A 23,135-nucleotide genomic window follows, 5' to 3' on the forward strand; every position below is an offset into this window, starting at 1 on the left:
ACCTGTGGTTTCCCGTGTCTCATGCCCGCTATTACCTCCGATCTGCCCGCCCTCGCCCAATCGATCAAAGACTGGGGCCGCGAGCTGGGCTTTCAACAAGTCGGCATCAGCGGCCTGGACCTGGCCGAGCATGAACACCATCTGCAACGCTGGCTCGACGCGGGCTACCACGGCGAGATGGACTACATGGGCGCCCATGGCAGCAAACGCTCGCACCCGGACGAACTGGTGCCGGGTACCCTGCGCGTGGTGTCGCTGCGCATGGATTACCTGCCCGGCGACACGCAGATGGCGCAACTGCTGGCAAAACCGGAAAAAGCCTACATCTCCCGTTATGCCCTGGGCCGTGACTACCACAAGCTGATCCGCAAGCGCGTGCAGCAGTTGGCCGACCGTATCCAGGCGCAGATCGGCCCTTTCGGCTTTCGCGCCTTTGTCGACAGTGCGCCCGTGCTGGAAAAGGCCATTGCCGAACAAGCCGGCCTTGGCTGGATCGGTAAAAACACCCTGGTGCTCAATCGCAAGGCTGGCAGTTATTTCTTCCTCAGCGAACTGTTTGTCGATTTGCCGCTGCCCGTGGATCCACCCCACGCCACCGAGCACTGCGGCCGCTGCACCGCCTGCCTGGACATCTGCCCCACCAACGCGTTTGTCGGCCCCTATGTGCTGGACGCCCGGCGCTGCATTTCCTACCTGACCATCGAACTCAAGAGCGCGATCCCGGAAGACCTGCGCCCGCTGATCGGCAATCGGGTATTCGGCTGCGATGACTGTCAGATCGTTTGTCCGTGGAATCGTTTCGCGCGACCCACTGCCGAAAGCGATTTCAAGCCACGGCACAACCTGGACAACGCCGAGCTGGCGGAACTGTTCATGTGGGATGAGGATAAATTCCTCAGCAGTACCGAAGGCTCACCATTGCGCCGTGCCGGTTACGAGCGCTGGCTGCGCAACCTGGCGGTGGGCCTGGGCAATGCGCCGTCGAGCATTCCGGTGCTGGAAGCCTTGAAGGCGCGTCGGGATTACCCGTCGGAGCTGGTACGCGAACATGTGGAATGGGCGCTGAACCAGCACGCATCGCGCTAGTGCACGTCGTCGTTGTAGACGAACTTGGGCATTTCCCAGTGAAAACGGATCGCCAGCAGGCGCAATAGAAAGCCGCTGAACAGGGTCAGTAGAATCGCCTGCTCGCTGGGCAGTTCCAGGTAGAGGCACAGCAGGTAGAACCAGGCGGCGAGGAATGACACGCTGGCGTACAGTTCACGACGGAAGATCAGCGGAATGTCGTTGCAGAAGATATCCCGCAGAATGCCGCCGAAGACGCCGGTGATCACCCCGCTGACCGAGGCCACCAGCATGCCGTGGCCCATTTCCAGGGCGGTCATGCAGCCGATCAAGGTGAACGCGACCAGGCCCACGGCATCCAGCGCGAGGAACAGCGAGCGCAGGCGACGCATCAAGGGTGCGATAAAGATCGTCACCAGCGCCGCGATGGAGGTCAGCACCAGGTATTCCGGGTGCTTGACCCACGTCAGAGGGTAGTGACCGAGCAATACGTCGCGTACCGAGCCGCCGCCCAATGCCGTCACGCAGGCGATCAGCACCACACCAAACCAGTCCATGCCGCGCCGGCCGGCGGACAACGCGCCGGTCATGGCTTCGGCGGTGATGGCGATGAGGTAGAGCATCAGCAGCATGAAGGCGATCCTTGTAGTGAGCGGGCTTGCCCCGCGCTGGGCTGCGCAGCAGCCCCAAATACTTGGCGATGATATCTATAGGGAAAAATGCGGCAACAGCAGTGGGGCCGCTAGGCAGCCCAGCGCGGGGCAAGCCCGCTCACTACAGAAAGCCCGGACACGATAAGAAACCGTTTCAAGCCTTGATGAAATGCTTGCGGTAATGCTGCAGCTCGGCGATCGACTCGCGAATGTCATCCAGCGCCAGGTGGGTGCTGCCTTTATGGAAGCTGTCCTTGACCTCCGGCGCCCAGCGCGCGGCCAGTTCCTTGAGCGTGGACACATCCAGGTTGCGGTAGTGGAAGTAGCTTTCCAGCGCCTTCATGTGGGTATAAAGGAAGCGGCGGTCCTGGCAGATGCTGTTGCCGCAGATCGGCGACTTGCCCTTGGGCACCCATTTCTCCAGGAAGGCAATGGTTTCGGCTTCGGCTTCGGCCATGCTGATGCGGCTGTCACGCACACGCTGGGTCAGGCCGGAGTTGCCGTGGGTGCGGGTGTTCCACTCGTCCATGGTGGCGAGCACGGCGTCGCTGTGGTGGATCGCGATCACCGGACCTTCGGCCAAGGTGTTGAGGTTGCTGTCGGTGACAATGGTCGCCATCTCGATGATGACGTCGGTGTCAGGGTTCAGACCGGTCATTTCCAGATCGATCCAAATCAGGTTCTGTGGGTTTTGCATGGCTTGATTCTCTTGGCACCTTGGCGTAGCTGCGCAGTTTAGCAGGCGGGGCCGTGCTAGACTCGCGACCGTTTTACCCAACCTTTGCATTATCGACACGGAACACCAATGGCCAAACGCCAGCTCAATCGTCGCCAAAACTGGCGCATCGAAAAGATTCAAGGTGAACGCGCCGCCCGCGCCGCCAAACGTGAATCCTCCGCCGTGGAAGCGCTCGAGGGCGGCGACCTGGGCCCCGAACAGACGGGCCTGGTAATCGCGCACTTCGGTGTGCAGGTCGAAGTCGAGGCGCTGGAAGGCGAACTCGCGGGCCAGGTGTTCCGCTGCCACTTGCGTGCCAACCTGCCTGCGCTGGTCACCGGCGACAAGGTGGTCTGGCGCGCCGGCAACCAGGGCATCGGCGTGATCGTCGCCCAACTGCCGCGCACCACCGAGCTGCGCCGCCCCGACAGCCGTGGCCAGCTCAAGCCGGTAGCGGCCAACGTCGACATGATCGTGATCGTGTTTGCACCGCTGCCCGAGCCCCATGCCAACCTGATCGACCGCTACCTGGTGGCGGCCGAGCATGCCGGCATTCGCCCGTTGTTGCTGCTGAACAAATTCGACCTGATCGACGAGCAGAATGCCCCCGCGCTCAACGCGCTGCTGGCGGTCTACCGCACCCTGGGCTACCCGGTGCTGGAAGTCTCGGCCCATCACGGCAATGGCATGGAACAGCTGCAACAGCAGTTGGACGGACGTATCAGCGTCTTTGTCGGCCAGTCGGGCGTGGGCAAATCCTCGCTGGTCAATAGCCTGCTGCCGGAAGTCGATACCCGCGTGGGCCCGCTGTCGGAGCTGTCCGGCCAGGGCACCCACACCACCACCACGGCGCGGCTGTTCCACTTCCCGGGCGGCGGTGAGTTGATCGACTCCCCGGGCATCCGTGAATTCGGCCTCGGCCATGTCAGCCGCAGCGATGTGGAAGCGGGCTTTATCGAATTCAACGACCTGATCGGCACCTGCCGCTTCCGCGATTGCAAACACGATCGCGAGCCGGGCTGCGCCCTGCTCAAGGCCCTGGAAGACGGCCGCGTGCAGCAGCAGCGAATGAACAGCTATCGGTCGATTATTGCGAGCTTGCCGGAAAGCAGTTACTAAACTGGCGAAACAACAAGGCCGCGATCATCGCGGCCTTGTTGTATATGGCTTAGGAACCCGTCCCCGGCACCGTAGGATCTTTCACCCCGCCATCATCAAACAGGTTCAGCTTCTGCCGCAGCTCATGGGCCGGCAATGGCTCCTGGCCGTGCGGAATGGTGTTCGGGTCGGCCGGGGCCTCACCTGGCGCGCCCGCCCCTGAGGTTGGGACCGATGGTGGTACATGCTGGTCACCTTCAATCGCACGCTGGGCCTTTTTGGTCAGCACCACGATATCGATGCGGCGGTTGATCGGGTTGAACGGATCCTTCGCATCAAACAGTTGCGAGGACGCAAACCCCACCACCCGCGCCACTTGCGGGTCCGGATAGCTGCCAGCCACCAGCGCACGACGCGCGGCGTTGGCACGGTTGGCGGAAAGCTCCCAGTTGCCGAAGTCACCCTGGCCCGCGTAAGGCTTGGCATCGGTGTGGCCGCTGATGCTGATCTTGTTCGGCACCGCCTTGATGGTGTCGGCCATGGCCAGCAGGATGTCTTCAAAGTACGGTTTCAAACGCGCGCTGCCAGAGTCGAACATCGGCCGGTTGGCGGCGTCGGTGATCTGGATACGCAAGCCATCCGGGGTGATCTCGAACGAAATCTGATCCTTGAACTTCAGCAGTTGCGGGTTTTCCTCGACCTTGTTCTGCAACTCTTGCAGCAACAGCTCAAGACGTTCCTGCTCGACCTGCTCGGCCATGGCTTCGACGGTATCGCGCTCGATCGGGATTTTTTCCTGCGGTGCCTCGGTCTTGACTTCCGGGTTGATGGTGCGCTCAGGCGCCAACTGCGGCGAACCGCCCAGGTCGATCACGAAGGGCGTGCCGCTTTCCGAGAAGCCAATCGGGTCTTTGAAGTAGCCGGCAATGGCGATCTTCTGTTCGGGCGTGGCGGTGGACATCAGCCACAGCACCAGGAAGAACGCCATCATCGCCGTGGCAAAGTCGGCGAAAGCGATTTTCCAGGCGCCGCCGTGGTGCCCCGCAGCGAAGCGCTTGACGCGCTTGATGATTATCGGCTGGTTGTTTTCCATGGCTTAGCGACCGCGAACCGCTTGTTCCAGCTCGGCGAAGCTTGGGCGATGCTTCGGGTACAGCACCTTGCGACCGAACTCCACCGCCAACGAAGGCGGCATGCCGGAAGCGGACGCCACCAGGCTGGCCTTGATCGATTCGTACAGGTTGATTTCTTCCTTGGCGTCGTGGGCCAGGGAGGTCGCCAGCGGGCCGAAGAAGCCGTAGGCCGCGAGAATACCGAAGAAGGTCCCCACCAACGCCGCACCTACGTGCATGCCGATAGCCGCCTGGTCACCTTCCCCCAGGGAAGCCATGGTTACCACGATACCCAGTACCGCCGCGACGATACCGAAGCCGGGCATGCCGTCGGCTACACCGGTCACGGCATGGGAAGGATGCTCCAATTCTTCCTTGAGGCTGAACAATTCCATGTCGAACAGGCCTTCAAGCTCATGGGGAGCCATGTTGCCGGAGGACATGATGCGCAGGTAGTCGCAGATATAGGCGGTCATGCGCTCATCTTTGAGCACGGCCGGGTACTTGGCGAAAATCGGGCTGGCCGCGGCGTCTTCGATGTCGGCCTCGATGGCCATCATGCCTTCGCGGCGGCTCTTGTTGAGGATCTCGTAAACCAGGCCCAACACTTCCAGGTAGAACGTGTGGGTGAAACGCGAACCGAACATGCTCAGCGACTTCTTGATCACGTGCATGGTCATGTAGCCGGGGTTCGCCTGCAGGAAGGCACCCAGTGCCGCACCACCGATAATCATCACCTCGAAAGGCTGGATCAGTGCCGCAATTTTACCGTGGGACAGGACGTAGCCGCCGAGCACGCTCGCGAAGACGACGATAATGCCGATAATTTTAGCCATAGGAGATGAGTACTTGCGCCGTCGGGTTCATGGACATATTTGGGGGAACTGGAAAACTCTTGTTCTACTTATCGGCAAAACTGCGCCAGACTATAGCCCGTTAAGGCGAAAAGCCAGTTCGGCCCGCTCCGGGTGTGTTGACCGCAAGTGATGATCGCGCCCCAATCATGGCTAATGAAACGACAGTCCCAACTGCAAAACCTGCTTCTCTAGCCGCTTGGATCAAGCGCCTGGACGAAGTGCTGCTGCCTGTTCCACAGGCCAGCCATGACCGCGTGTGCAAAGCCATCCGCGATAGCCGCAGTTCGTTGCGGGATATTGCCGAGCTGATGCAAGACAGCCCGGCCCTCGTACTCAGTGTCATGCGCGAGGCCAACAGCCACACCCATGGCAGCCTGACGGCGCCGGCGGAAAACCTCGAAGTGGCGCTTAACCGCCTGGGCCTCAAACGCGCCGAGGAACTGCTGGCACGCCTGCCGTCGGTGCCGGCCCATGAAATTCCCGTAGCGCTGCGCCAGCTGTTGCTGGTCAGCCAGCACGCCTCGCAACAAGCCAATGGATTGTTCGGCAGTCGCCTGGCGCGGCTGTGGCAGGACATTCACTGGGGCAGCCTGCTGTTTCTTTCACCGCTGTGGCCGATGGCCGTTGCCTACCCCAAGCTCCTGGAAGAATGGGAACTGCGGGTCATCCACAAGGGCGAGTCGGCACGCAAGGTCGAACAGGCATTGTTCGGCGTGCGCCTGCTGGACCTGTGCCTCGGCCTGACCGAGACCTGGCACCTGCCGATCTGGGTATCCCAGGGTTATACCCTGTTGCGGACCGAGCAGCGCTTACTGGTCAAGGCCCTGCACATCGCCCGCGAAGACGACCCTCTTCGTCACCAGCAACTGCTCGACGCCGACCCAAACCTGCGCCGCTGGTTGAATCAGCCGGCCAATACCGTGCTGCTGGCCAACGGCCTGGCGATGTCGGCCCAGGAGTCCTGGACCTGCCCGCACACCCAGCGCTGGCAGTACCTCACCGCGTTGTACCTGCAACAGCCCCTGGGCGAGGTGCAGCAACAGGTGCACCAGCAAGCCGTCACCAGCGCTCGCAGCACCTTGATGCCCGACCTCTGGCACCCGGCGCTGTCGCTGATCTGGCCGTGGCATGTGCACAAGATTCATCGCGGCCTGCTGCCTGCACCACCGCCCACCGCCGAAGCCCTGGCCGTCTGGCGCAAGCGTTGTACCGAACTGCTGGTAGAGCCGAGCCGCTTTGCCAACGCCATGCATTTGACCACGTGCGCCAAGGAAGCCCTGGTGGCCAGCGGCATGCAGCGCGTCCTGCTGTTCATGGCCGATCGTGCCCTGAGCACCTTGCGCGTGCATCAGGCCGACGGCCTGCCGAAGGACGCCGCCAACCTGAGCCTGGACGTGGTCAACAGTACGCTGCTGCAGCGCCTGCTGGAAAAGTCCGCCCAGGTGCGCCTCACACCGGAAAACCACGCCCAGTTCTCGGCACTGCTGCCGCCGATCCTGCGCCGCCTGTTCACCGGCGAGCACCTGTTGTTGCGGTCCATGAGCTGCAACGGTCGCGTGGTGATGGTGATGGTCGCCGACCAGGGCGGCGGGCCGTTCTCGGAAACCACCGTGCAGGCCTTCGGTAAAACCGCCCAATGCATCGAGAAAGCCCTGCACAGCTTTACCAACCGCAGCGCTTGATGCTTGCGCTACAATCGCCGTCCTTTAATCGCCAACATTCGTGCCCAGGAGACCTCACATGCCTGACTTCTCTGGCTTGCCGCTGGTGATCGAATCCAGTGACCTGCTCGCTCAACTGGATGCCGAACACCTGATTCTGGTGGACCTCACCAGTGCCGCCCGCTACGCCGAAGGGCACATCCCCGGCGCGCACTTCGTTGACCCCAAGCGCACCCAACTGGGCCAGGCGCCGGCGCCCGGCCTGCTGCCCGGCAAGGCCGAGCTTGAGAAACTGTTCGGCGAACTGGGCCACACGCCCGACGCCACCTACGTGGTCTATGACGACGAAGGCGGTGGCTGGGCCGGGCGTTTCATCTGGATGCTCGATGTGATCGGCCACCAGAAATACCACTACCTGGATGGCGGCCTGCTGGCGTGGCTGGAGGGCAAGCACCCGCTCTCCACCGACGTGCCCGCCCCGGCCGGCGGCCCGGTCAGCCTTACGCTGCACGATGGCCCCACTGCCACCCGCGAATACCTGCAAAGCCGTCTCGGCGCTGCCGACCTGGGCATCTGGGATGCGCGTGGCCCGCTGGAATACTCCGGCGAGAAAGTCCTCGCGGCCAAAGGCGGCCACATCCCCGGCGCGGTGAATTTCGAGTGGACCGCCGGCATGGACAAGGCGCGCAACCTGCGCATTCGCCGCGACATGCCGCAGATCCTCGAAGACCTCGGGCTGACCAAAGACAAAGAAATCATCACCCACTGCCAGACTCATCATCGCTCTGGCTTCACCTACCTGGTGGCCAAGGCGCTCGGTTATCCGCGAGTCAAAGGTTATGCCGGTTCCTGGGGCGAATGGGGCAACCACCCCGACACCCCCGTCGAGATTTAAGGTTTAAGGACAGTCAATGAAAAAGCAGTTGTTTATCCTCAGCCAGTACCTGCTGCCGCACCACCTGCTGTCGCGGTTGGCCGGCTGCATCGCCGAGTGCCGCGTGCGCTGGTTCAAGAATGCCTTCACCACGTGGTTCGCCAAGCACTATCAAGTGGATATGTCCCAGGCCCTGGTAGAAGACGTGACCGCTTACGAGCACTTCAACGCCTTCTTCACCCGCGCCCTGAAAGACGGCGCCCGCCCACTCGACCAGACCCCTGGCGCAGTGCTGAGCCCAGCCGATGGCGCGGTCAGCCAGCTTGGCCCCATCGAACACGGTCGCGTGTTCCAGGCCAAAGGCCACAGCTTCAGCGTACTGGAACTGCTGGGCGGCGATGCAGCGGTCGCCGCGCCGTTCATGGGCGGCGATTTCGCCACCATCTACCTGTCGCCGAAGGACTACCACCGGGTGCATATGCCTCTGGCCGGTACCCTGCGTGAAATGGTCTACGTACCTGGGCGGATTTTCTCGGTGAACCAGACCACCGCCGAAAACGTGCCGGAGTTGTTTGCGCGTAACGAGCGCGTTGTCTGCCTGTTCGACACCGAACGTGGCCCGATGGCCGTGGTATTGGTGGGAGCGATGATTGTCGCGTCGATTGAAACCGTATGGGCCGGCCTGGTGACTCCGCCGAAGCGCGAGCTGAAAACCTTCCGCTATGACGAAGCTGCCCGCGCGCCGATTCACCTGGAGAAGGGTGCGGAATTGGGTCGCTTCAAGTTGGGCTCCACTGCGATCGTGCTGTTCGGGCCGGATCAGGTGAAGTGGGCAGAGGAACTGGTGGCAGGTTCGCCGGTGCAGATGGGCCAAGGCATAGCGTTACCTAAAGCCTGACGCCGAACCCAATGTGGGAGAGGGCTTGCCCCCCTCCCACGTTTAGTCAGTTACAACTGACCGTCGCGGTCGCGAAAACCCAGCAGATACAGCACGCCATCCAACCCCAGGGTAGAAATCGCCTGCTTGGCCGATTGCTTGACCAATGGCTTGGCACGGAATGCCACACCCAAACCGGCAATGGCCAGCATCGGCAGGTCGTTGGCGCCGTCACCGACCGCAATGGTCTGCTCCAGACGCAAACCTTCCTTGTGGGCCAATTCCTTCAGCAGGTCCGCCTTGCGCTGCGCATCGACAATCGGCTCGACCGCGACGCCGGTCACCTTGCCATCCACCACTTCCAATTCGTTGGCGAACACATAGTCGATGCCCAGCTTGGCCTGCAATTGCTTGGCGAAGTAGGTGAAGCCACCCGACAGGATTGCTGTCTTGTAGCCCAGGCGCTTGAGTTCGGCAAACAGGGTTTCGGCGCCTTCGGTCAGGCGCAGCGACGCGCCGATGGAGTCCAGCACGCTCACGTCCAGGCCCTTGAGCAAGGCCAGGCGCTCCTTGAAGCTGGCGCGGAAATCCAATTCCCCGGCCATGGCGCGCTCGGTGATTTCGGACACCTGCTCACCCACGCCGGCCGCCTTGGCCAACTCGTCGATGACTTCGGCTTCGATCAGCGTGGAGTCCATGTCGAACACCGCCAGGCGGCGGTTGCGGCGGAACAGAGAATCCTCCTGGAAGGCGATATCGACATTCAGCTCCTGGGCCACGCTGAGGAATTCGGCGCGCAGGGCTTGCGGGTCGGCCGGCTCACCGCGCACGGAGAACTCGATGCAGCCCTTGCCCTTGTCGGCCGGGGTGTCCAATGGCATGCGCCCCGACAGACGGTCGATATGGTCGATGTTCAAACCATACTGCGCGGTGATGGAGCTGACGCGCTGCAGCTGTTCGGCGGTGACCTTGCGGGTCAGCAGCGTCACGATATGGCGCTTCTTGCCCTGGCCGGCCACCCACTGCTGGTAATCCGCTTCGGACACCGGGGTGAAACGCACCTGCTGATCGAGCTTATACGCCGTAAACAGGATGTCCTTGAGCACCGATGAGGCCTGCTCGGTGCTGGGGATTTCCACCAGGATGCCGAACGACAGCGTGTCGTGGATCACCGCCTGGCCGATGTCGAGAATGTTCACACCACCCTGGGCCAGAACGCCGGTAATGGCTGCGGTAAGACCTGGGCGGTCTTCACCAGTGATGTTAATCAGGACAATTTCGCGCAAGGCGCACCCCCAGGCTGGAAAAAAACCGCATTCTACCCACTTTCAGTGACCATCGGGCACAGCCAGCGCTTTGCCGGTCTTGGGCCTGTCGCTATACTGCGCGTCAACTTCACGGACCAAGAGCCGAGCTCAAGTGAACCGGCCCACGCCAGTAAAAACCGACAACTTCTTCCTGCTGATCTTCCGGGCACTGCGCCACCGCCGTGTACCGATCGCATTACGCATCGCCAGCCATAACGTGATCCTGGTCGCATTGGCCCTGGTGATCTACGCCTGCGTGATGGGTTTGCAATTCAAGCAGGCCATGCACGAGCAGGCCGACGCCCTGGGCGAGAGCCTGACCACGCAGACCGCCACTTCGGCGACTGAGCTGCTGGTGTCCAACGACATCCTCAGCCTCAACGTGCTGCTCAACAACCTGACCAAGAACCCGCTGGTGGCCCATGCCGCCATCTACAGCGTGGACAACCGCATCATGGCCGAAGCCGGGCAGCGCCCGAAAAACGGCCTGTTGGGCGAAGCCGAAGGCCTGTACCAGAGCAATATCACGTTTCAGGATGTGAAGGCCGGCCAACTGCGTATCAGCCTCGACATGCAGCAGTTCCAGCAGCCGATGACCATCAGCCTGCAAAGCATGGGCATCCTCAGCGCCATCCTGCTGGCATTGGCCCTGGCCCTGAGCCTGCGCCTGGGGCGGCATATCTCCACGCCGCTCATGCAACTGCGCATCTGGCTGCGGGACATCGACGAGCACACCCCGGCAACCGACCGCCAGGATGAAATCGGCGACCTTGCCCGCCAGCTGCACGCCAGCTTCGCCCCGGAACCGGTGGTGCCCGAGGTCGAGCCAGAGCCTGAATACGACGACACCGATTACGACGAAGAGCCGGAGTTCGAAGTGCGCAACCTGCGTGACCCGGGCTTCGACGAGCGTCCGCCGGTGGCGGGCCTCAAGCCGGCACCGCGCCATGCCTTCAAGGCCGAAGAAGACGAGCTGGACGATGAAGACCCCTTCGCCGACCTGCGCGATACGTCAGCCGACAGCCCCGCAATCGCCCCCAAGGCAGCGCCGGTACGCAGCAGCGAGCCGCAGTACAGCGCTGTGCTCGCCGTGCAACTGGGTGCCCAGGACCAATTGCGTCGCCTGCCCCGCGCACGCCTGACCGAACTGCTGGAGCGCTACCGCGACTGCCTCGACCAGGCCGCCTCGCTGTACCAGAGCGAACTGCACACCCTGAACGACGGCAGCACGCTGATGCTGTTCCACAGCGAAGACAGCGGCGAAGACTACCTGACCAATGCGATTTGCTGTGGTGAGTTGCTGCGCGCCCTGGGCCATGAATTGCAGATCGAAGTCGCCGACAGCGGCATCACCCTGCAACTGCAACTGGGCCTCACCGTGGGCGACGACCTGTTCGGCATGAGCCAGATCGACCTGCTGCTGACTGAAAACGCCCAGGACGCACTGGCCTTGTCCCAGCACAGCCGCAACCTGCTGCTGGTGGAGCGCAAGATCAGTGAAGACACGCTGATCCGCCAACGCGCGCGTATCCGCCCGATTGCCAGCCCCGAGGGGGCAAGCTGCGTGGAACGGTTGATGGAACCGTATCCATCGATGCTGGAGCGGCAGTTGGCACGGATGCATGAGACCCGCTCCAAGCCCTGAAGCACACCGCCGGACTAATGTCTCCTGTAGGAGCGAGCTTGCTCGCTCCTACAGGAGACATTAGGGCTTGCCCTCTCCCATATTTGGATCTCCACAAACCTCAAGTAAATCGCACACAAACAAAAGGCCCGCTGAATCAGCGGGCCTTTTGTTTATGTGGCATTCAGATCAGAATCTGAACACTTCCATATCCGTACGGATCGGCGTAGCCATCGGCATCTTCGGCTTTTGCGGCTCTGCCGGCTTGGCCTGTACCGGGGCCGACTTACGGGGCGCCTCGGCGATGGGGGGCTGGTTGGCCAGGGGCTTGAGGGCCACCGACAACTGCTGCGCCAATTGCTGCAGCAGCACGCCCTGGGCCTGAACCTGAGACGCAGTGGTGCCGGCATGTTCTTCCTGCAGGTGCACGATGCGGTTATCACGCACCTGGCCGCGACGGTCGATCAAGCGCCATTGCGCATCGAGGATCGCCGGTTGTGATTTACCGGAGTCGAGCCGGGTAATGGTCAGCAACACCTGCACATCCGGGCTGAAGCCGGTTGGCGCGGGCGCCAGGACCACACGCTGGCTGTCCAACTGACCGGCCACCTGACGCAACATCAACTGGTTGATGTCAGACGATAAACTGCCTGCCCAACGACCATCGGTGGAACCTTGCAGGCTTCCATCGTTCTGACGTTGCAGCAGGGTTTCGCGTTGCAGGTAGTCGGCGACGACCACCGGCCCGAGCAAAACGGCCATGCCAGCGGTCTGGGCTGGCTGAGCTGGACTTCCGCTGTCCAGCTGGTACAGCGACACAGGCTGGTGTGTGCTGCAACCCGCCAACCCCAAAAGGCCAGCGAGCATCAAAAATAGAGGAACGCGTGGAGCAGTCATCATCCCATCCAGGTGGCTGCCACAAGGCGAACCACAATGTAATACTAAAAATAACCTAAACACGCTCGGCCACGCCGGCGCTGGAAAGGCCATATCATCCGTGAATATGCGCCATGACTCCAGCGCCAAAGCGTCGATCTACGCTTTAAATCGTAGATCGAGGGCTCTAATACGCCTTAAACCGGCGTCTCCAACAGCAAAGCATCCACACGCTGGAAGCCGCGGGGCAGTTTATTACCGCGACGACCACGCTCGCCCTTGTAGTGTTCGAGGTCGTCGGGGCGCAATGACAACGTGCGCTTGCCGGCCTGGAGCACCAGGGTGGAACCTTCCGGGATCACCGCGATGTCGGTCACGTACTCTTCGCGACTGGCCACCCGCTCGCCGGGAATACCAATAATCTTGTTGCCCTTGCCTTTGCCCAACTGCGGCAGATCGCTGATCTTGAACACCAGCAAGCGCCCTTCGGTGGTCACCGACGCCAGCCAGTTGCCTTCGCGGTCTTCCACCGGACGCGGCAGGATGACCTTGGCGTTGTTCGGCAGGCTCAACAATGCCTTGCCCGCCTTGTTCTTGGCCTGCAGGTCTTCACCCTTGACCACGAACCCGTAGCCCGCGTCGGAAGCGATCACATACAGAGAATCGTCATCCGGCAGCAGCACACATTCAAAATTCGCCCCAGGTGGCGGCGTCAGGCGACCGGTCAACGGCTCGCCCTGCCCCCGCGCCGATGGCAAGGTATGGGCCGGCACCGAATAACTGCGCCCGGTGGAGTCAATAAACACCGCAAACTGGTTGGAACGCCCAGCCGCAGCGGTCTTGAAGCCATCACCGGCCTTGTACGACAGACCAGTGGCGTCAATATCATGCCCTTTGGCTGAACGAACCCAACCCTTTTCCGACAGAACGACGGTAATTTTCTCGTTCGGCAGCAGTTCGGTCTCTGTCAGCGCCTTGGCTTCGGCACGCTGCACGATTGGCGAACGGCGGTCGTCGCCATAGGTTTCGGCGTCCTTGATCAACTCGCTGCGCACCAGCTTCTTCAGCTTGGCTTCGCTGCCCAGCAGGGCTTGCAGCTTGGCTTGCTCCTTGAGCAGCGCGTCCTGTTCGTCGCGCAGCTTCATCTCTTCCAGGCGTGCCAACTGACGCAAGCGGGTGTCGAGGATGTAGTCGGCCTGGATCTCGCTCAGCTCGAAACGCGCGATCAGCTCGGCTTTCGGGTGCTCGGCGGTACGGATGATGTGGATCACTTCATCCAGGTTGAGGTAGGCAATCAGCAAGCCGTCCAACAGGTGCAGGCGGCGTTCGACCTTGTCGAGGCGGAACTGCAGGCGGCGGCGTACGGTTTGTATCCGGAACTCCAGCCACTCGACCAGCAGGTTGCGCAGGTTCTTCAACTGCGGCTTGCCGTCCAGGCCGATGATGTTGACGTTGACCCGGTAGCTGGACTCCAGGTCCGTGCTGGCAAACAGATGCTGCATCAGCACTTCGTGGTCGACCCGGCTGTTGGTCGGGATGATCACGATGCGGCAGGGGTTTTCGTGGTCGGACTCGTCACGCAGGTCAGCGACCTGGGGCAGTTTCGACGGTTTGGCCTGCATCAGCGCAGCAATCTGCTCCAGCACCTTGGCCCCGGATACCTGGTGCGGCAGGGCGGTGACGATAATGTCGCCGTCTTCGATGTGATACACGGCACGCATGCGCACCGAGCCCTTGCCGGTTTCGTACATCTTCAGCAGGTCGGCGCGCGGCGTGATGATTTCCGCTTCGGTCGGGTAATCCGGGCCCTGGATATGCTCGCACAGCTGCTCGACCGTGGCCTTTGGCTCATCCAGCAAGCGCACGCAGGCGGTGGCGACTTCGCGCAGGTTGTGCGGCGGTACGTCGGTGGCCATGCCGACCGCGATACCGGTGGTGCCATTGAGCAGGATATTCGGCAAACGTGCGGGCAACACCAGGGGCTCGTCGAGAGTACCGTCAAAGTTCGGCCCCCAGTTCGCGGTACCCTGGCCCAGTTCGCTGAGCAACACCTCCGAATAGCGCGACAGGCGCGCCTCGGTGTAACGCATGGCCGCGAAGGACTTGGGATCATCCGGCGCACCCCAGTTACCCTGGCCGTCGACGAGGGTGTAGCGGTAGCTGAACGGCTGGGCCATCAGCACCATGGCTTCGTAGCACGCCGAATCGCCATGGGGGTGGAACTTACCGAGCACGTCACCGACGGTACGCGCCGACTTCTTGTGCTTGGAGTCGGCGTCCAGGCCCAACTCACTCATGGCGTAGATGATGCGCCGCTGTACGGGCTTGAGGCCGTCGCCGATATGCGGCAAGGCACGGTCCATGATCACGTACATGGAGTAGTTGAGGTAGGCATTTTCGGTGAAGTCAGCCAGCGACCGGCGTTCTACGCCATCTAAGCTGTCTGCGAGGATGTCACTCATGCGGGCCTCATCATTGTTTGGTAAGGCGCAGCGGAAATGCCGCCGCGCCGGATCGATTCAAAAAAGTAGCCGCTCATGGCTGGGCGCTCCAGCCGCCGGCGGGGGCGGCAAAACGATAGACCATGGGGCGTTTTTCCCCATCGGCGCGGGGGCCGAAATTATTGTCGATGCCCAGCCAGGCACCGTCTGCGTCCACCACCAGGGCTTCGGCCAGGCCATAGGGCTGGGCGTAACGCCGCTCGGGCGTCAGGGTTTCGTCGGCGAACGACCAGCATAGCTCGACCTTGGCCGTGACCGTATCGCGCCGGCAGATCTGGAACGCATTGCGCTCCAGGGTAAACAGCTTGCCGTTGAACAGTGACAGATCGGCGAAATCCTTGGACACCGCCTTGGCACCGACGAACTTGGCCGGCTGCATCTCCTGGCCGGCCTCGCTCAGCAACACGCAAGGGCCGTCGCAATCCCAAAGGCTTTGCGGGCGCTTGATGGAGATGAGGCCGCGCCGCTCACGCTCCGCAGCCAGCCAGAGCTGATTGCCCTCGGGGTTGATTGCCAGGCCTTCGAACAACGCATTGAAGTGCAGCAACATGCCACTGGCCCGGGCTTCACGCACCATGCCCGGGGCGATCTTCAACCATTCAGGCGCACCGTTCACCGGCACCTGCAGCACCGCCGCATGGGCTTCGCTGACAATGTAGCGATTGCCGGCGGCATCGCAGGTGATGCCTTCGAAATCCAGGTCGCCACCGCGAATGAACGACGCAGCCTTAGTGCGCGAACGCAGCCCCCAGGGCAACCCGGATTCCGGCACCGGCGGCACATCGATGCTTACCGCTTCGGCTTGCCAGGTCGGCGCACGGGTATCGAGACGGTAGATCTGGTCGTCATCACGATCGGAAACCGTCCACAGCGCCTTGCCACACAGCGCCAGGCCCGACAGGTTCCCGCCGCGCATGCCGTCCACCGGGTATTCGGACACCAGCTTGAGCTCAGCCACGGGCGCGGCAACTACCGAAGTGGCCACCAGCCCGCTCAACATCAGGATCGCCAGGGCGAAACCTGTGCGCATCAGCCCAGGACCTCGGCGAGGTTGCCTTTGGATTCCAGCCAGGACTTGCGGTCCGGCGCGCGTTTCTTCGCCAGCAGCATGTCCATCATTTCCGAGGTGGCGGCGAAGTCTTCCAGGGTCAACTGCACCAGGCGCCGGGTGTTGGGGTCCATGGTGGTTTCACGCAGTTGCGGCGGGTTCATTTCACCCAGGCCCTTGAATCGGGTGACCTGCGGCTTGCCACGCTTCTTCTCGGCCACCAGGCGGTCGAGAATGCCATCGCGCTCGGCTTCGTCCAGGGCGTAGAAAATCTCCTTGCCCAGGTCGATCCGGTACAGCGGCGGCATGGCGACGTAGACGTGACCGGCATCCACCAACGGACGGAAGTGCTGCACGAACAACGCGCACAGCAGGGTCGCGATGTGCAGGCCGTCGGAGTCGGCGTCGGCGAGGATGCAGATCTTGCCGTAGCGCAGCTGGCTCATGTCGGCTGCGCCCGGGTCGACGCCGATGGCCACGGCGATGTTGTGCACTTCCTGGCTGGCAAGGACTTCGCTGCCATCGACTTCCCAGGTATTGAGGATCTTGCCGCGCAACGGCAGGATCGCCTGGAACTCCTTGTCCCGCGCTTGCTTGGCGGAACCACCGGCGGAGTCACCTTCGACCAGGAACAGCTCGGAGCGCATCGGGTCCTGCCCGGCGCAATCGGCCAGCTTGCCCGGCAATGCCGGGCCCTGGGTAATGCGCTTGCGCTCGACCTTCTTGCTGGCCTTGAGGCGACGGCCGGCGTTGTTGATCGCCAGTTCCGCCAGGGCCAGGCCCAGTTCCGGGTGCTCGTTGAGCCACAGGCTGAAAGCATCCTTGACCACACCGGAGACAAACGCCGCCGCTTCGCGGGACGACAGGCGCTCCTTGGTCTGGCCGGAGAACTGCGGTTCCTGCATTTTCATCGACAGCACGAACGCAATGCGCTCCCACACGTCTTCCGGCGCCAGCTTCACACCACGGGGCAGCAGGCTGCGGTATTCACAGAATTCGCGCATGGCATCCAGCAGGCCCTGGCGCAAACCGTTGACGTGGGTGCCGCCCTGGGCGGTGGGGATCAGGTTGACATAGCTTTCCTGCACGCTGTCGCCGCCTTCGGGCAGCCACAGCAGCGCCCAGTCGACGGCTTCCTTGTTGCCGGCCAGGCTGCCGCAGAACGGCTCGTTGGGCAGGCGTTCGAAATCACTGACGGAGTCTTCCAGGTAGGAACGCAGGCCGTCTTCGTAGTGCCACTCGACTTTCTCGCCAGTGCCTTTGTCTTCAAAGGTCACCAGCAGGCCCGGGCACAATACGGCCTTGGCCTTGAGCACGTGCTTGAGGCGGCTGATGGAGAATTTCGGCGAGTCGAAGTACTTAGGGTCCGGCGCGAAGTACACGCTGGTGCCGGTATTGCGCTTGCCGACGGTACCGATGACCTGCAGGTCGGTGGCTTTGTAGCCATCGGCGAAGGTCATCTCGTACTCGTTGCCGTCGCGCTTGACCTTGACCCGCACCAGCGTGGACAGGGCGTTGACCACGGAAATACCCACACCGTGCAAGCCACCGGAGAACTGGTAGTTCTTGTTGGAGAACTTACCGCCGGCGTGCAGCTTGGTGAGGATCAGCTCGACGCCCGACACGCCCTCTTCCGGGTGAATGTCCACCGGCATGCCGCGACCATCGTCGGACACTTCCAGGGAGTGGTCGGCGTGAAGAATGACGTGCACCGACTTGGCGTGCCCGGCCAAGGCTTCGTCGACACTGTTGTCGATGACTTCCTGGGCAAGGTGGTTCGGCCGACTGGTGTCGGTGTACATGCCGGGGCGTTTGCGCACCGGGTCGAGGCCCGAGAGGACTTCGATGGCGTCGGCGTTATAAGAGCTAGCGCTGGGAGTGGCCATGGGGTCTCGTCGTGAGTCGTTCGATTAAAAAGTGACCTGCGGCTTTACAGTGCTGCAAAGTCGAAGGATTGATACTGATCTGCGCCAATGCCGGCAAAACTCAACAGCGTCGGCAATTGCCGGGCGAACCCCTGGTAACCATGGTCGCCACCGGCCTGGATGCGCAAGGCACAGGCACGGTAATACCCTTGGGCGAGGCGATAATCCAGTGTTTCATCGCCGGTCTGCAACCACACCTGGTAACGCGCGGCGTCCTGGGGCGCCGGTACTTCCAGCTCGGCCAGCGCCGTGACATGGTCGTGGGTCAGTTCCCAGGTTTCATCGGTGTAGAGGTTCTTCTGGGTACCCAGGTAACCGTCGAACATCCGATGGGGGCTGACCGCCGGGTTGACCAGCAGTGCCTTGAGGCCATGGCGCTCGGCAAGATGGGTTGCATAGTAGCCGCCGAGCGAGCTGCCGACCAGCAGCGGCCGCCCCAGCTGGGCAATGGCTTCCTCCAATTGAGGAATTGCCTGACGTGGATGGTGATGCAGGGCCGGCACACGCAGTTGGTCGGCCAAGCCGAGGGCATCCATCACGGTCACCAGTTGGCAGGCCTTGTTGGACGCGGGCGCGCTGTTGAAACCGTGGATATACAGGATCGAAGCGGACATGCCGGGCTCTCCGTGCTTCAGCCAAAGAGGCGCAGTTTACAGGTAAATCTCAGTAGCCGTTGCTACCGTAATCCACCGTAAACGTGAAGCCGACCAGGCGTTCCACCCCGGTTTCCAGCCGTCCGTCGGCATGCAGGCGCAGCCAGCGATAACCCGGCGCTTGCTCGCTGACGCTGAAATCCTCGCTGCCCGGCGCGAACTGAATGCAGGTGGACGGCGAAGCCAGCAGGCGCACGCCGTTGCGCTCGCGGTCGATCTCCTGGTGCACATGGCCCCAGAGCACGGCCTTGACCTGGGGAAAACGGTCGAGCACGGCAAACAGGGCTTCGGGGTTGCGCAGGCCGATCGGTTCCATCCAGGCACAGCCGATGGGCACAGGGTGATGATGGAAGCACACCAGATGGTGCCGGCTCGGCGCCTCGCTGAGCGCTTGGGCCAACAGTTGCAGTTGCTGGTCCTGCAGGTAGCCGGGCACGGAACCGGGAACGGCGGAGTCCAGCAGGGTAACGCGCCAGTTGCCGACATCCACCACCGGTTCGAGCAAGTCGCTGTGTACCGCGGCGTGGGCCATGATCTGCGGCTCGTCGTGGTTGCCGGGAATCCAGCGCATGGGAGCGCCGATGGCCGCGGTCAGAGCGCGAAACTGCTGGTATGACTCCAGCGTGCCGTCCTGGGACAGATCCCCAGTGGCCAGCATCAGGTCGATGTGCGGCTGCTGCCGGCGCACCAACTCAACCACCCGCTGCAGGCTCTCGCGGGTGTTCATGCCCAGCAGCGTGCCGTCGGCTTCGGCAAACAGGTGGCTGTCGGACAATTGCACCAGCAACGCCGGCGCATCGGGGTTCACGGTGGATACGCTCGGCAAGGCGCTCTCCCAGGGCAATCACAGGAAAATGGAGGTAGGGCGATTATGCTGGGGCAGGATACAAAGAGGAAACCCAGGAAGCAGACGCAGTTCACATCTACCGCACGACTTCGAACTCGTGGCCCAGGGCCAGGCAATGGCTCAACCATTCACCAAGGAACACATTGAGCTGTGCTTTCTCATCGGGCTGGTGCATGAACACATTCGGGTAAGGATAGATGCTGCGAAAGCGCCGCGCATGTTCGGCGCTGATCACTTCGGCCATCCGCGCATCGTGGTACACCTGCACTTCCAGCTGCGGCACCGGCAGCCACGGCAGGCTGTGTTCCTGGCGCACCCGCAGGGTGGTGGTGTACGGGCAATTGACGATGACTTCCAGGGCCAGCACGCCCAGCATCTGGTCGCCATGGGTCACGCCGATGCGGCGCGCCTCCGGGGTGTGGCGCATGTCGGGCAACAGGCGCATCAGCCGCGCATAGTTGGCCTCGCAGGCGGCTTGCAGCCCGATCAGGTCGACTCGATAACGTTCCCGTGCCTTTACTGCCATAACCCCCTCACTTCCGCGCGATTAAGCGCAAGCCATTGCAGGGCGATAATGCTGGCTGCGTTGGAAATCCTGCCGTCGCGCACGGCTTGCAGGGCGTCTTCAAAAGCCCAGACCGTGACGCGGATGTCTTCTGCCTCTTCTTCCAGTCCATGGACACCACCGGCCCCCGAGCTGTCGCAGCGACCCAGGTACAAGTGGACAAATTCGGTACTGCCACCGGGCGACGGAAAATACTTGGTGATCGGCCACAGTGCGGAGAACGTCAGCCCAGCTTCCTCCTCGGCCTCGCGGTGTGCAACCTCCTCCGGCTGCTCATCCCTGTCGATCAGGCCGGCGACCATCTCGATCAACCATGGATTGTCGGTACGGCCCATGGCACCCACGCGAAACTGCTCGTTGAGCACCACTTCATCACGCTGCGGATCGTAGGGCAGAACACACACGGCGTCGTGACGGACGAAGACTTCGCGATTGATCACTCGGCTCATGCCGCCAGCGAATTTTTCGTGGCGCAATTGCACGCGATCGAGCTGGTAGAAGCCCTTGTAGGCATTGTCGCGCTGAACAATCTCGATCGTGCTCGGCGTCGATTTCGCAATGTCTGTCATACCCTTCCTCATCATGTCCGGTGCAATTCGCGCCATCCTAACGCGCTCGTGCCCCTTGGTGCAGCCCCTTTGCGGTTGCCGGGCCAGACGGAGGAGGTCAAACTCACGCTCAATCAGCTTAGTGGCGAACTGACTGCCTTGCTGGTAGTCGAAGCTGCACAATTTCGCTCTTATCGATAGACGAAGGACATCCATGTCGCTTTTAAAAATCGCCTCCGTGGCCTGCATCGCCCTGACCCTCGGCGCCTGCCAAAGCCTGTTCCAACCCAGCTATCGCACACCGCTGGAAGCCACCCGCGACGCCAGCGAGCAGAGCAAGCCGGGCTGCGCCGCCAGCGATTGCCCGCTGGTGAATATCGACACCGTGCACTTTGCCAAGGAACCCAAGCTGGATGCCCTGATCGAACAACGCCTGCTGGAAATGACCCGCACCAACGCGGGCGACCCGCTGCCGTCGAGCCTGGAGTCCTATCGCGAGCAATTCCTCGGCACCGCCGCCCCACGCAACAGCATGTACTTGCAGGCCAAGGTACGGGAGCAGCATGACGGTTTGGTAATCATCGAGCTGTCCAGCTACCTGGATCAGGGCGCCACCCACGGCGAGCCTGGCCGCGCGTTCATCAACTATTCGCGCCAGCAGCAAAAAGCCCTGTGGCTGAGCGATATGCTGCTGCCAGGCAAGGAAGACGCGTTCTGGAAAGCCGCCCAGGTGGCGCATAACAGCTGGCTGATCAGCACCCGCCTGAGCCTGGAACCGGAGTTCGTGAAAACCTACCCGTTCCAGAAAACCCCGAACGTGGCGCTGACCTACGGGGGCGTGATCCTCAAGTACCCCACCAGCACCATCGCGCCGTACGCCCTGGGCCATGTCGAGTTGCAGATCCCCTACTCGCGCCTGGAAGGCATCCTCAAGCCTGAGCTGGTGCCCGCGCGCCGCTGAAGGCCCGTCCCAGGATGAACTGCAACAACCCTGCCAGCACCAGCGCCGGCAGGGTTGCGCCGATGTCCGGGTACAGGTTGGCCAACAGGTGATACGTGCCGATGCCACCCAGCCAGGCCAACAGAGCCGGCCAACGCAGGCCGGCGAGCGTGCCATGATGACCACGACGGCGCAGGATGAAATGATCCACCAGCACCACGCCGAACAACGGCGCAAACACTGAGCCGATCAGCAACAGGAAGTTCTGGTATTGCGCCAACGGGGCAAAACAGGCAATCAGGGTGCAGATCACACCAATGGCCAGGGCAAGGTGCTCGACCTTCACACGCAACAGCATCCCACTGGACACCGCCGCCGAGTGAATATCGGCAAAGGCGTTTTCCGACTCGTCCAACAGGATCAGCAGCAGCGGAATCCCCAGGCCGGCCCCGGCCAGCGCCAGCAGCAGCGCATTCACTTCACCGCTGGGCGCAAACGCCAGGGTGTAGGCCACGCCCAGGCTCATCAGCCAGAAATTGCCGATAAAGAAGCCCAGCGCCGTGCCGCCAAACACGTTTTTGGCGCGCTTGCCGAAGCGGGAGTAATCGGCAATCAGCGGCAACCACGACAGCGGCATGGCGATGGCGATATCAAAGCCCGCCGCAAAGGGCATCGAACCGTCACCGGCCTGGGCCCGGAGTGCGCCGAGGTCAGCCTTGGCGAACAGGTTCCAGGTCAGCCACAGGCAGGCCGCCAGCAGCAGCCAGATCCCCCATTTGCGCAGGATCTGCCGTACGAAGGTCAATGGCCCGCTGACCGCCAGCAAGGTCGCCAAACCACCGAAGAACAGTGTCCACAGCAACGGACTGGCCAACAGGCTGCCGTCGCTGAACGCGCGTACGCCCAACAGGCTGGCGGCATCGCGCATCACAATGATCTCGAACGAGCCCCAGCCGATCAGTTGCAGCAGGTTCAGCAACGCCGGCAGGCTCGCGCCTTTGGCCCCGAGGCTGAGCTTGAGCGCGGCCATGGCGGACAGGCCGGTGTCGCTGCCGATTACACCGACGGCGGCCAGCAACAGCACGCCGACCAGGGTGCCGAGGAAAACCGCCAGCAAGGAACCGGACAAGCCCAGGCCCGGCGCGAGCAAGGCGCCGGTTTGCAGGACCATCAGGCCGATGCCGAGGGAGAACCACAGGGAGAACAGGTCGCGGGCGCCGAAGACGCGTTTGTCAGCAGGCACCGCGATGTCGGGGGAGTAGGTGCTGGGTTGAATGCTCAAGGGTGTTATCTCTGAGGGGCATTTTTGTTTGAAAGATTGCTATCGGGGCGGTGCGACGACTCGACAAGCCCCCTCCCACACTTGAATGTGTTCGCCATTCAAAA

The 23,135-nt window shown here is 62.3% G+C and carries 21 protein-coding genes; 7 read left to right on the forward strand and 14 right to left on the reverse strand.

Annotated elements, in window-relative coordinates:
* The first annotated feature begins 21 nt into the window (after positions 1 to 21).
* Positions 22 to 1,086: a tRNA epoxyqueuosine(34) reductase QueG gene (gene queG, locus FX984_RS28355; RefSeq protein ID WP_027604905.1), complete on the forward strand. Its 1,065-nt coding sequence runs from the start codon at positions 22 to 24 to the stop codon at positions 1,084 to 1,086.
* Here the strand turns inward: queG and FX984_RS28360 are convergent.
* Both FX984_RS28360 and orn read right to left on the reverse strand, forming a co-directional pair.
* Complete coding sequence (locus FX984_RS28360) at positions 1,083 to 1,697, reverse strand: trimeric intracellular cation channel family protein (RefSeq protein ID WP_027604906.1); 615 nt, start codon at positions 1,695 to 1,697, stop codon at positions 1,083 to 1,085. The genes queG and FX984_RS28360 overlap by 4 nt on opposite strands.
* Positions 1,698 to 1,872: 175 nt before the next feature.
* The gene (gene orn / locus FX984_RS28365; RefSeq protein ID WP_010213620.1) at positions 1,873 to 2,415 is read right to left on the reverse strand and encodes an oligoribonuclease; all 543 of its coding nucleotides are present in this window, start codon (positions 2,413 to 2,415) and stop codon (positions 1,873 to 1,875) included.
* Positions 2,416 to 2,523: 108 nt separating this feature from the next.
* Here orn and rsgA point away from each other — a divergent pair, with 108 nt between their 5' ends.
* The gene (gene rsgA, locus FX984_RS28370) at positions 2,524 to 3,555 is read left to right on the forward strand and encodes a small ribosomal subunit biogenesis GTPase RsgA (protein ID WP_017734951.1); all 1,032 of its coding nucleotides are present in this window, start codon (positions 2,524 to 2,526) and stop codon (positions 3,553 to 3,555) included.
* 49 nt (positions 3,556 to 3,604) lie between these two features.
* On the opposite strand, the gene motB is transcribed toward rsgA, so the two are convergent.
* Complete coding sequence (gene motB / locus FX984_RS28375; protein ID WP_027604909.1) at positions 3,605 to 4,627, reverse strand: flagellar motor protein MotB; 1,023 nt, start codon at positions 4,625 to 4,627, stop codon at positions 3,605 to 3,607.
* 3 nt (positions 4,628 to 4,630) lie between these two features.
* Positions 4,631 to 5,482, reverse strand: coding sequence for a flagellar motor stator protein MotA (gene motA / locus FX984_RS28380; RefSeq protein WP_003171338.1), 852 nt, complete (start codon positions 5,480 to 5,482; stop codon positions 4,631 to 4,633).
* Positions 5,483 to 5,649: 167 nt separating this feature from the next.
* Between motA and FX984_RS28385 the strand changes: the two genes are divergently transcribed.
* The 3 genes from FX984_RS28385 to asd are packed head-to-tail and all read left to right on the forward strand — an operon-like array spanning position 5,650 to position 8,936.
* Positions 5,650 to 7,185: an HDOD domain-containing protein gene (locus tag FX984_RS28385; protein WP_027604910.1), complete on the forward strand. Its 1,536-nt coding sequence runs from the start codon at positions 5,650 to 5,652 to the stop codon at positions 7,183 to 7,185.
* Between the two features lie 58 nt (positions 7,186 to 7,243).
* The gene (locus tag FX984_RS28390) at positions 7,244 to 8,059 is read left to right on the forward strand and encodes a rhodanese-like domain-containing protein (RefSeq protein ID WP_027604911.1); all 816 of its coding nucleotides are present in this window, start codon (positions 7,244 to 7,246) and stop codon (positions 8,057 to 8,059) included.
* A 16-nt stretch (positions 8,060 to 8,075) separates the two neighbouring features.
* Positions 8,076 to 8,936: an archaetidylserine decarboxylase gene (gene asd / locus FX984_RS28395; RefSeq protein ID WP_146476856.1), complete on the forward strand. Its 861-nt coding sequence runs from the start codon at positions 8,076 to 8,078 to the stop codon at positions 8,934 to 8,936.
* Between the two features lie 50 nt (positions 8,937 to 8,986).
* On the opposite strand, the gene serB is transcribed toward asd, so the two are convergent.
* Positions 8,987 to 10,201, reverse strand: coding sequence for a phosphoserine phosphatase SerB (serB, locus tag FX984_RS28400; protein WP_027604912.1), 1,215 nt, complete (start codon positions 10,199 to 10,201; stop codon positions 8,987 to 8,989).
* A 133-nt stretch (positions 10,202 to 10,334) separates the two neighbouring features.
* Here serB and FX984_RS28405 point away from each other — a divergent pair, with 133 nt between their 5' ends.
* Positions 10,335 to 11,867 carry an AhpA/YtjB family protein gene (locus tag FX984_RS28405; protein WP_027604913.1) on the forward strand — a complete coding sequence of 511 codons (1,533 nt, stop codon included), beginning with the start codon at positions 10,335 to 10,337 and terminating at the stop codon, positions 11,865 to 11,867.
* A 168-nt stretch (positions 11,868 to 12,035) separates the two neighbouring features.
* Here the strand turns inward: FX984_RS28405 and FX984_RS28410 are convergent, their stop codons facing one another.
* The 8 genes from FX984_RS28410 to FX984_RS28445 all read right to left on the reverse strand — a co-directional run bounded on the left by FX984_RS28410 (position 12,036) and on the right by FX984_RS28445 (position 20,830).
* On the reverse strand, positions 12,036 to 12,746 hold the full coding sequence (locus FX984_RS28410) for a PqiC family protein (protein WP_027604914.1): 711 nt from the start codon (positions 12,744 to 12,746) through the stop codon (positions 12,036 to 12,038).
* A gap of 173 nt (positions 12,747 to 12,919) precedes the next feature.
* Entirely contained in the window at positions 12,920 to 15,184 is a 2,265-nt protein-coding gene (gene parC, locus FX984_RS28415; RefSeq protein ID WP_146476855.1) for a DNA topoisomerase IV subunit A, read from the reverse strand.
* Positions 15,185 to 15,257: 73 nt separating this feature from the next.
* A complete protein-coding gene (locus FX984_RS28420) occupies positions 15,258 to 16,253 on the reverse strand; it encodes an esterase-like activity of phytase family protein (protein WP_108573630.1) in 996 nt (331 codons plus the stop codon).
* Positions 16,253 to 18,157 (reverse strand): DNA topoisomerase IV subunit B, encoded by a 1,905-nt coding sequence (parE, locus tag FX984_RS28425; protein ID WP_027604917.1) that lies wholly within the window; start codon positions 18,155 to 18,157, stop codon positions 16,253 to 16,255. The genes FX984_RS28420 and parE overlap by 1 nt, the downstream gene beginning before the upstream one ends.
* A gap of 44 nt (positions 18,158 to 18,201) precedes the next feature.
* Complete coding sequence (locus tag FX984_RS28430; protein ID WP_027604918.1) at positions 18,202 to 18,810, reverse strand: YqiA/YcfP family alpha/beta fold hydrolase; 609 nt, start codon at positions 18,808 to 18,810, stop codon at positions 18,202 to 18,204.
* Positions 18,811 to 18,859: 49 nt separating this feature from the next.
* Positions 18,860 to 19,675: a 3',5'-cyclic-AMP phosphodiesterase gene (gene cpdA, locus FX984_RS28435; RefSeq protein WP_146476854.1), complete on the reverse strand. Its 816-nt coding sequence runs from the start codon at positions 19,673 to 19,675 to the stop codon at positions 18,860 to 18,862.
* A 97-nt stretch (positions 19,676 to 19,772) separates the two neighbouring features.
* On the reverse strand, positions 19,773 to 20,222 hold the full coding sequence (locus FX984_RS28440; RefSeq protein ID WP_017526444.1) for a DUF1249 domain-containing protein: 450 nt from the start codon (positions 20,220 to 20,222) through the stop codon (positions 19,773 to 19,775).
* Complete coding sequence (locus FX984_RS28445; RefSeq protein ID WP_027604920.1) at positions 20,213 to 20,830, reverse strand: NUDIX domain-containing protein; 618 nt, start codon at positions 20,828 to 20,830, stop codon at positions 20,213 to 20,215. The genes FX984_RS28440 and FX984_RS28445 overlap by 10 nt, the downstream gene beginning before the upstream one ends.
* A gap of 193 nt (positions 20,831 to 21,023) precedes the next feature.
* On the opposite strand from FX984_RS28445, the gene FX984_RS28450 reads away from it, so the two are divergent.
* The gene (locus FX984_RS28450) at positions 21,024 to 21,770 is read left to right on the forward strand and encodes an RsiV family protein (RefSeq protein WP_027604921.1); all 747 of its coding nucleotides are present in this window, start codon (positions 21,024 to 21,026) and stop codon (positions 21,768 to 21,770) included.
* On the opposite strand, the gene cytX is transcribed toward FX984_RS28450, so the two are convergent.
* Positions 21,739 to 23,031: a putative hydroxymethylpyrimidine transporter CytX gene (gene cytX / locus FX984_RS28455; protein ID WP_027604922.1), complete on the reverse strand. Its 1,293-nt coding sequence runs from the start codon at positions 23,029 to 23,031 to the stop codon at positions 21,739 to 21,741. The genes FX984_RS28450 and cytX overlap by 32 nt on opposite strands.
* Between the last annotated feature and the right edge of the window lie 104 nt (positions 23,032 to 23,135).

It is taken from the genome of Pseudomonas marginalis, assembly GCF_008692035.1.
Taxonomy (GTDB): Bacteria; Pseudomonadota; Gammaproteobacteria; order Pseudomonadales; family Pseudomonadaceae; genus Aquipseudomonas; species Aquipseudomonas marginalis.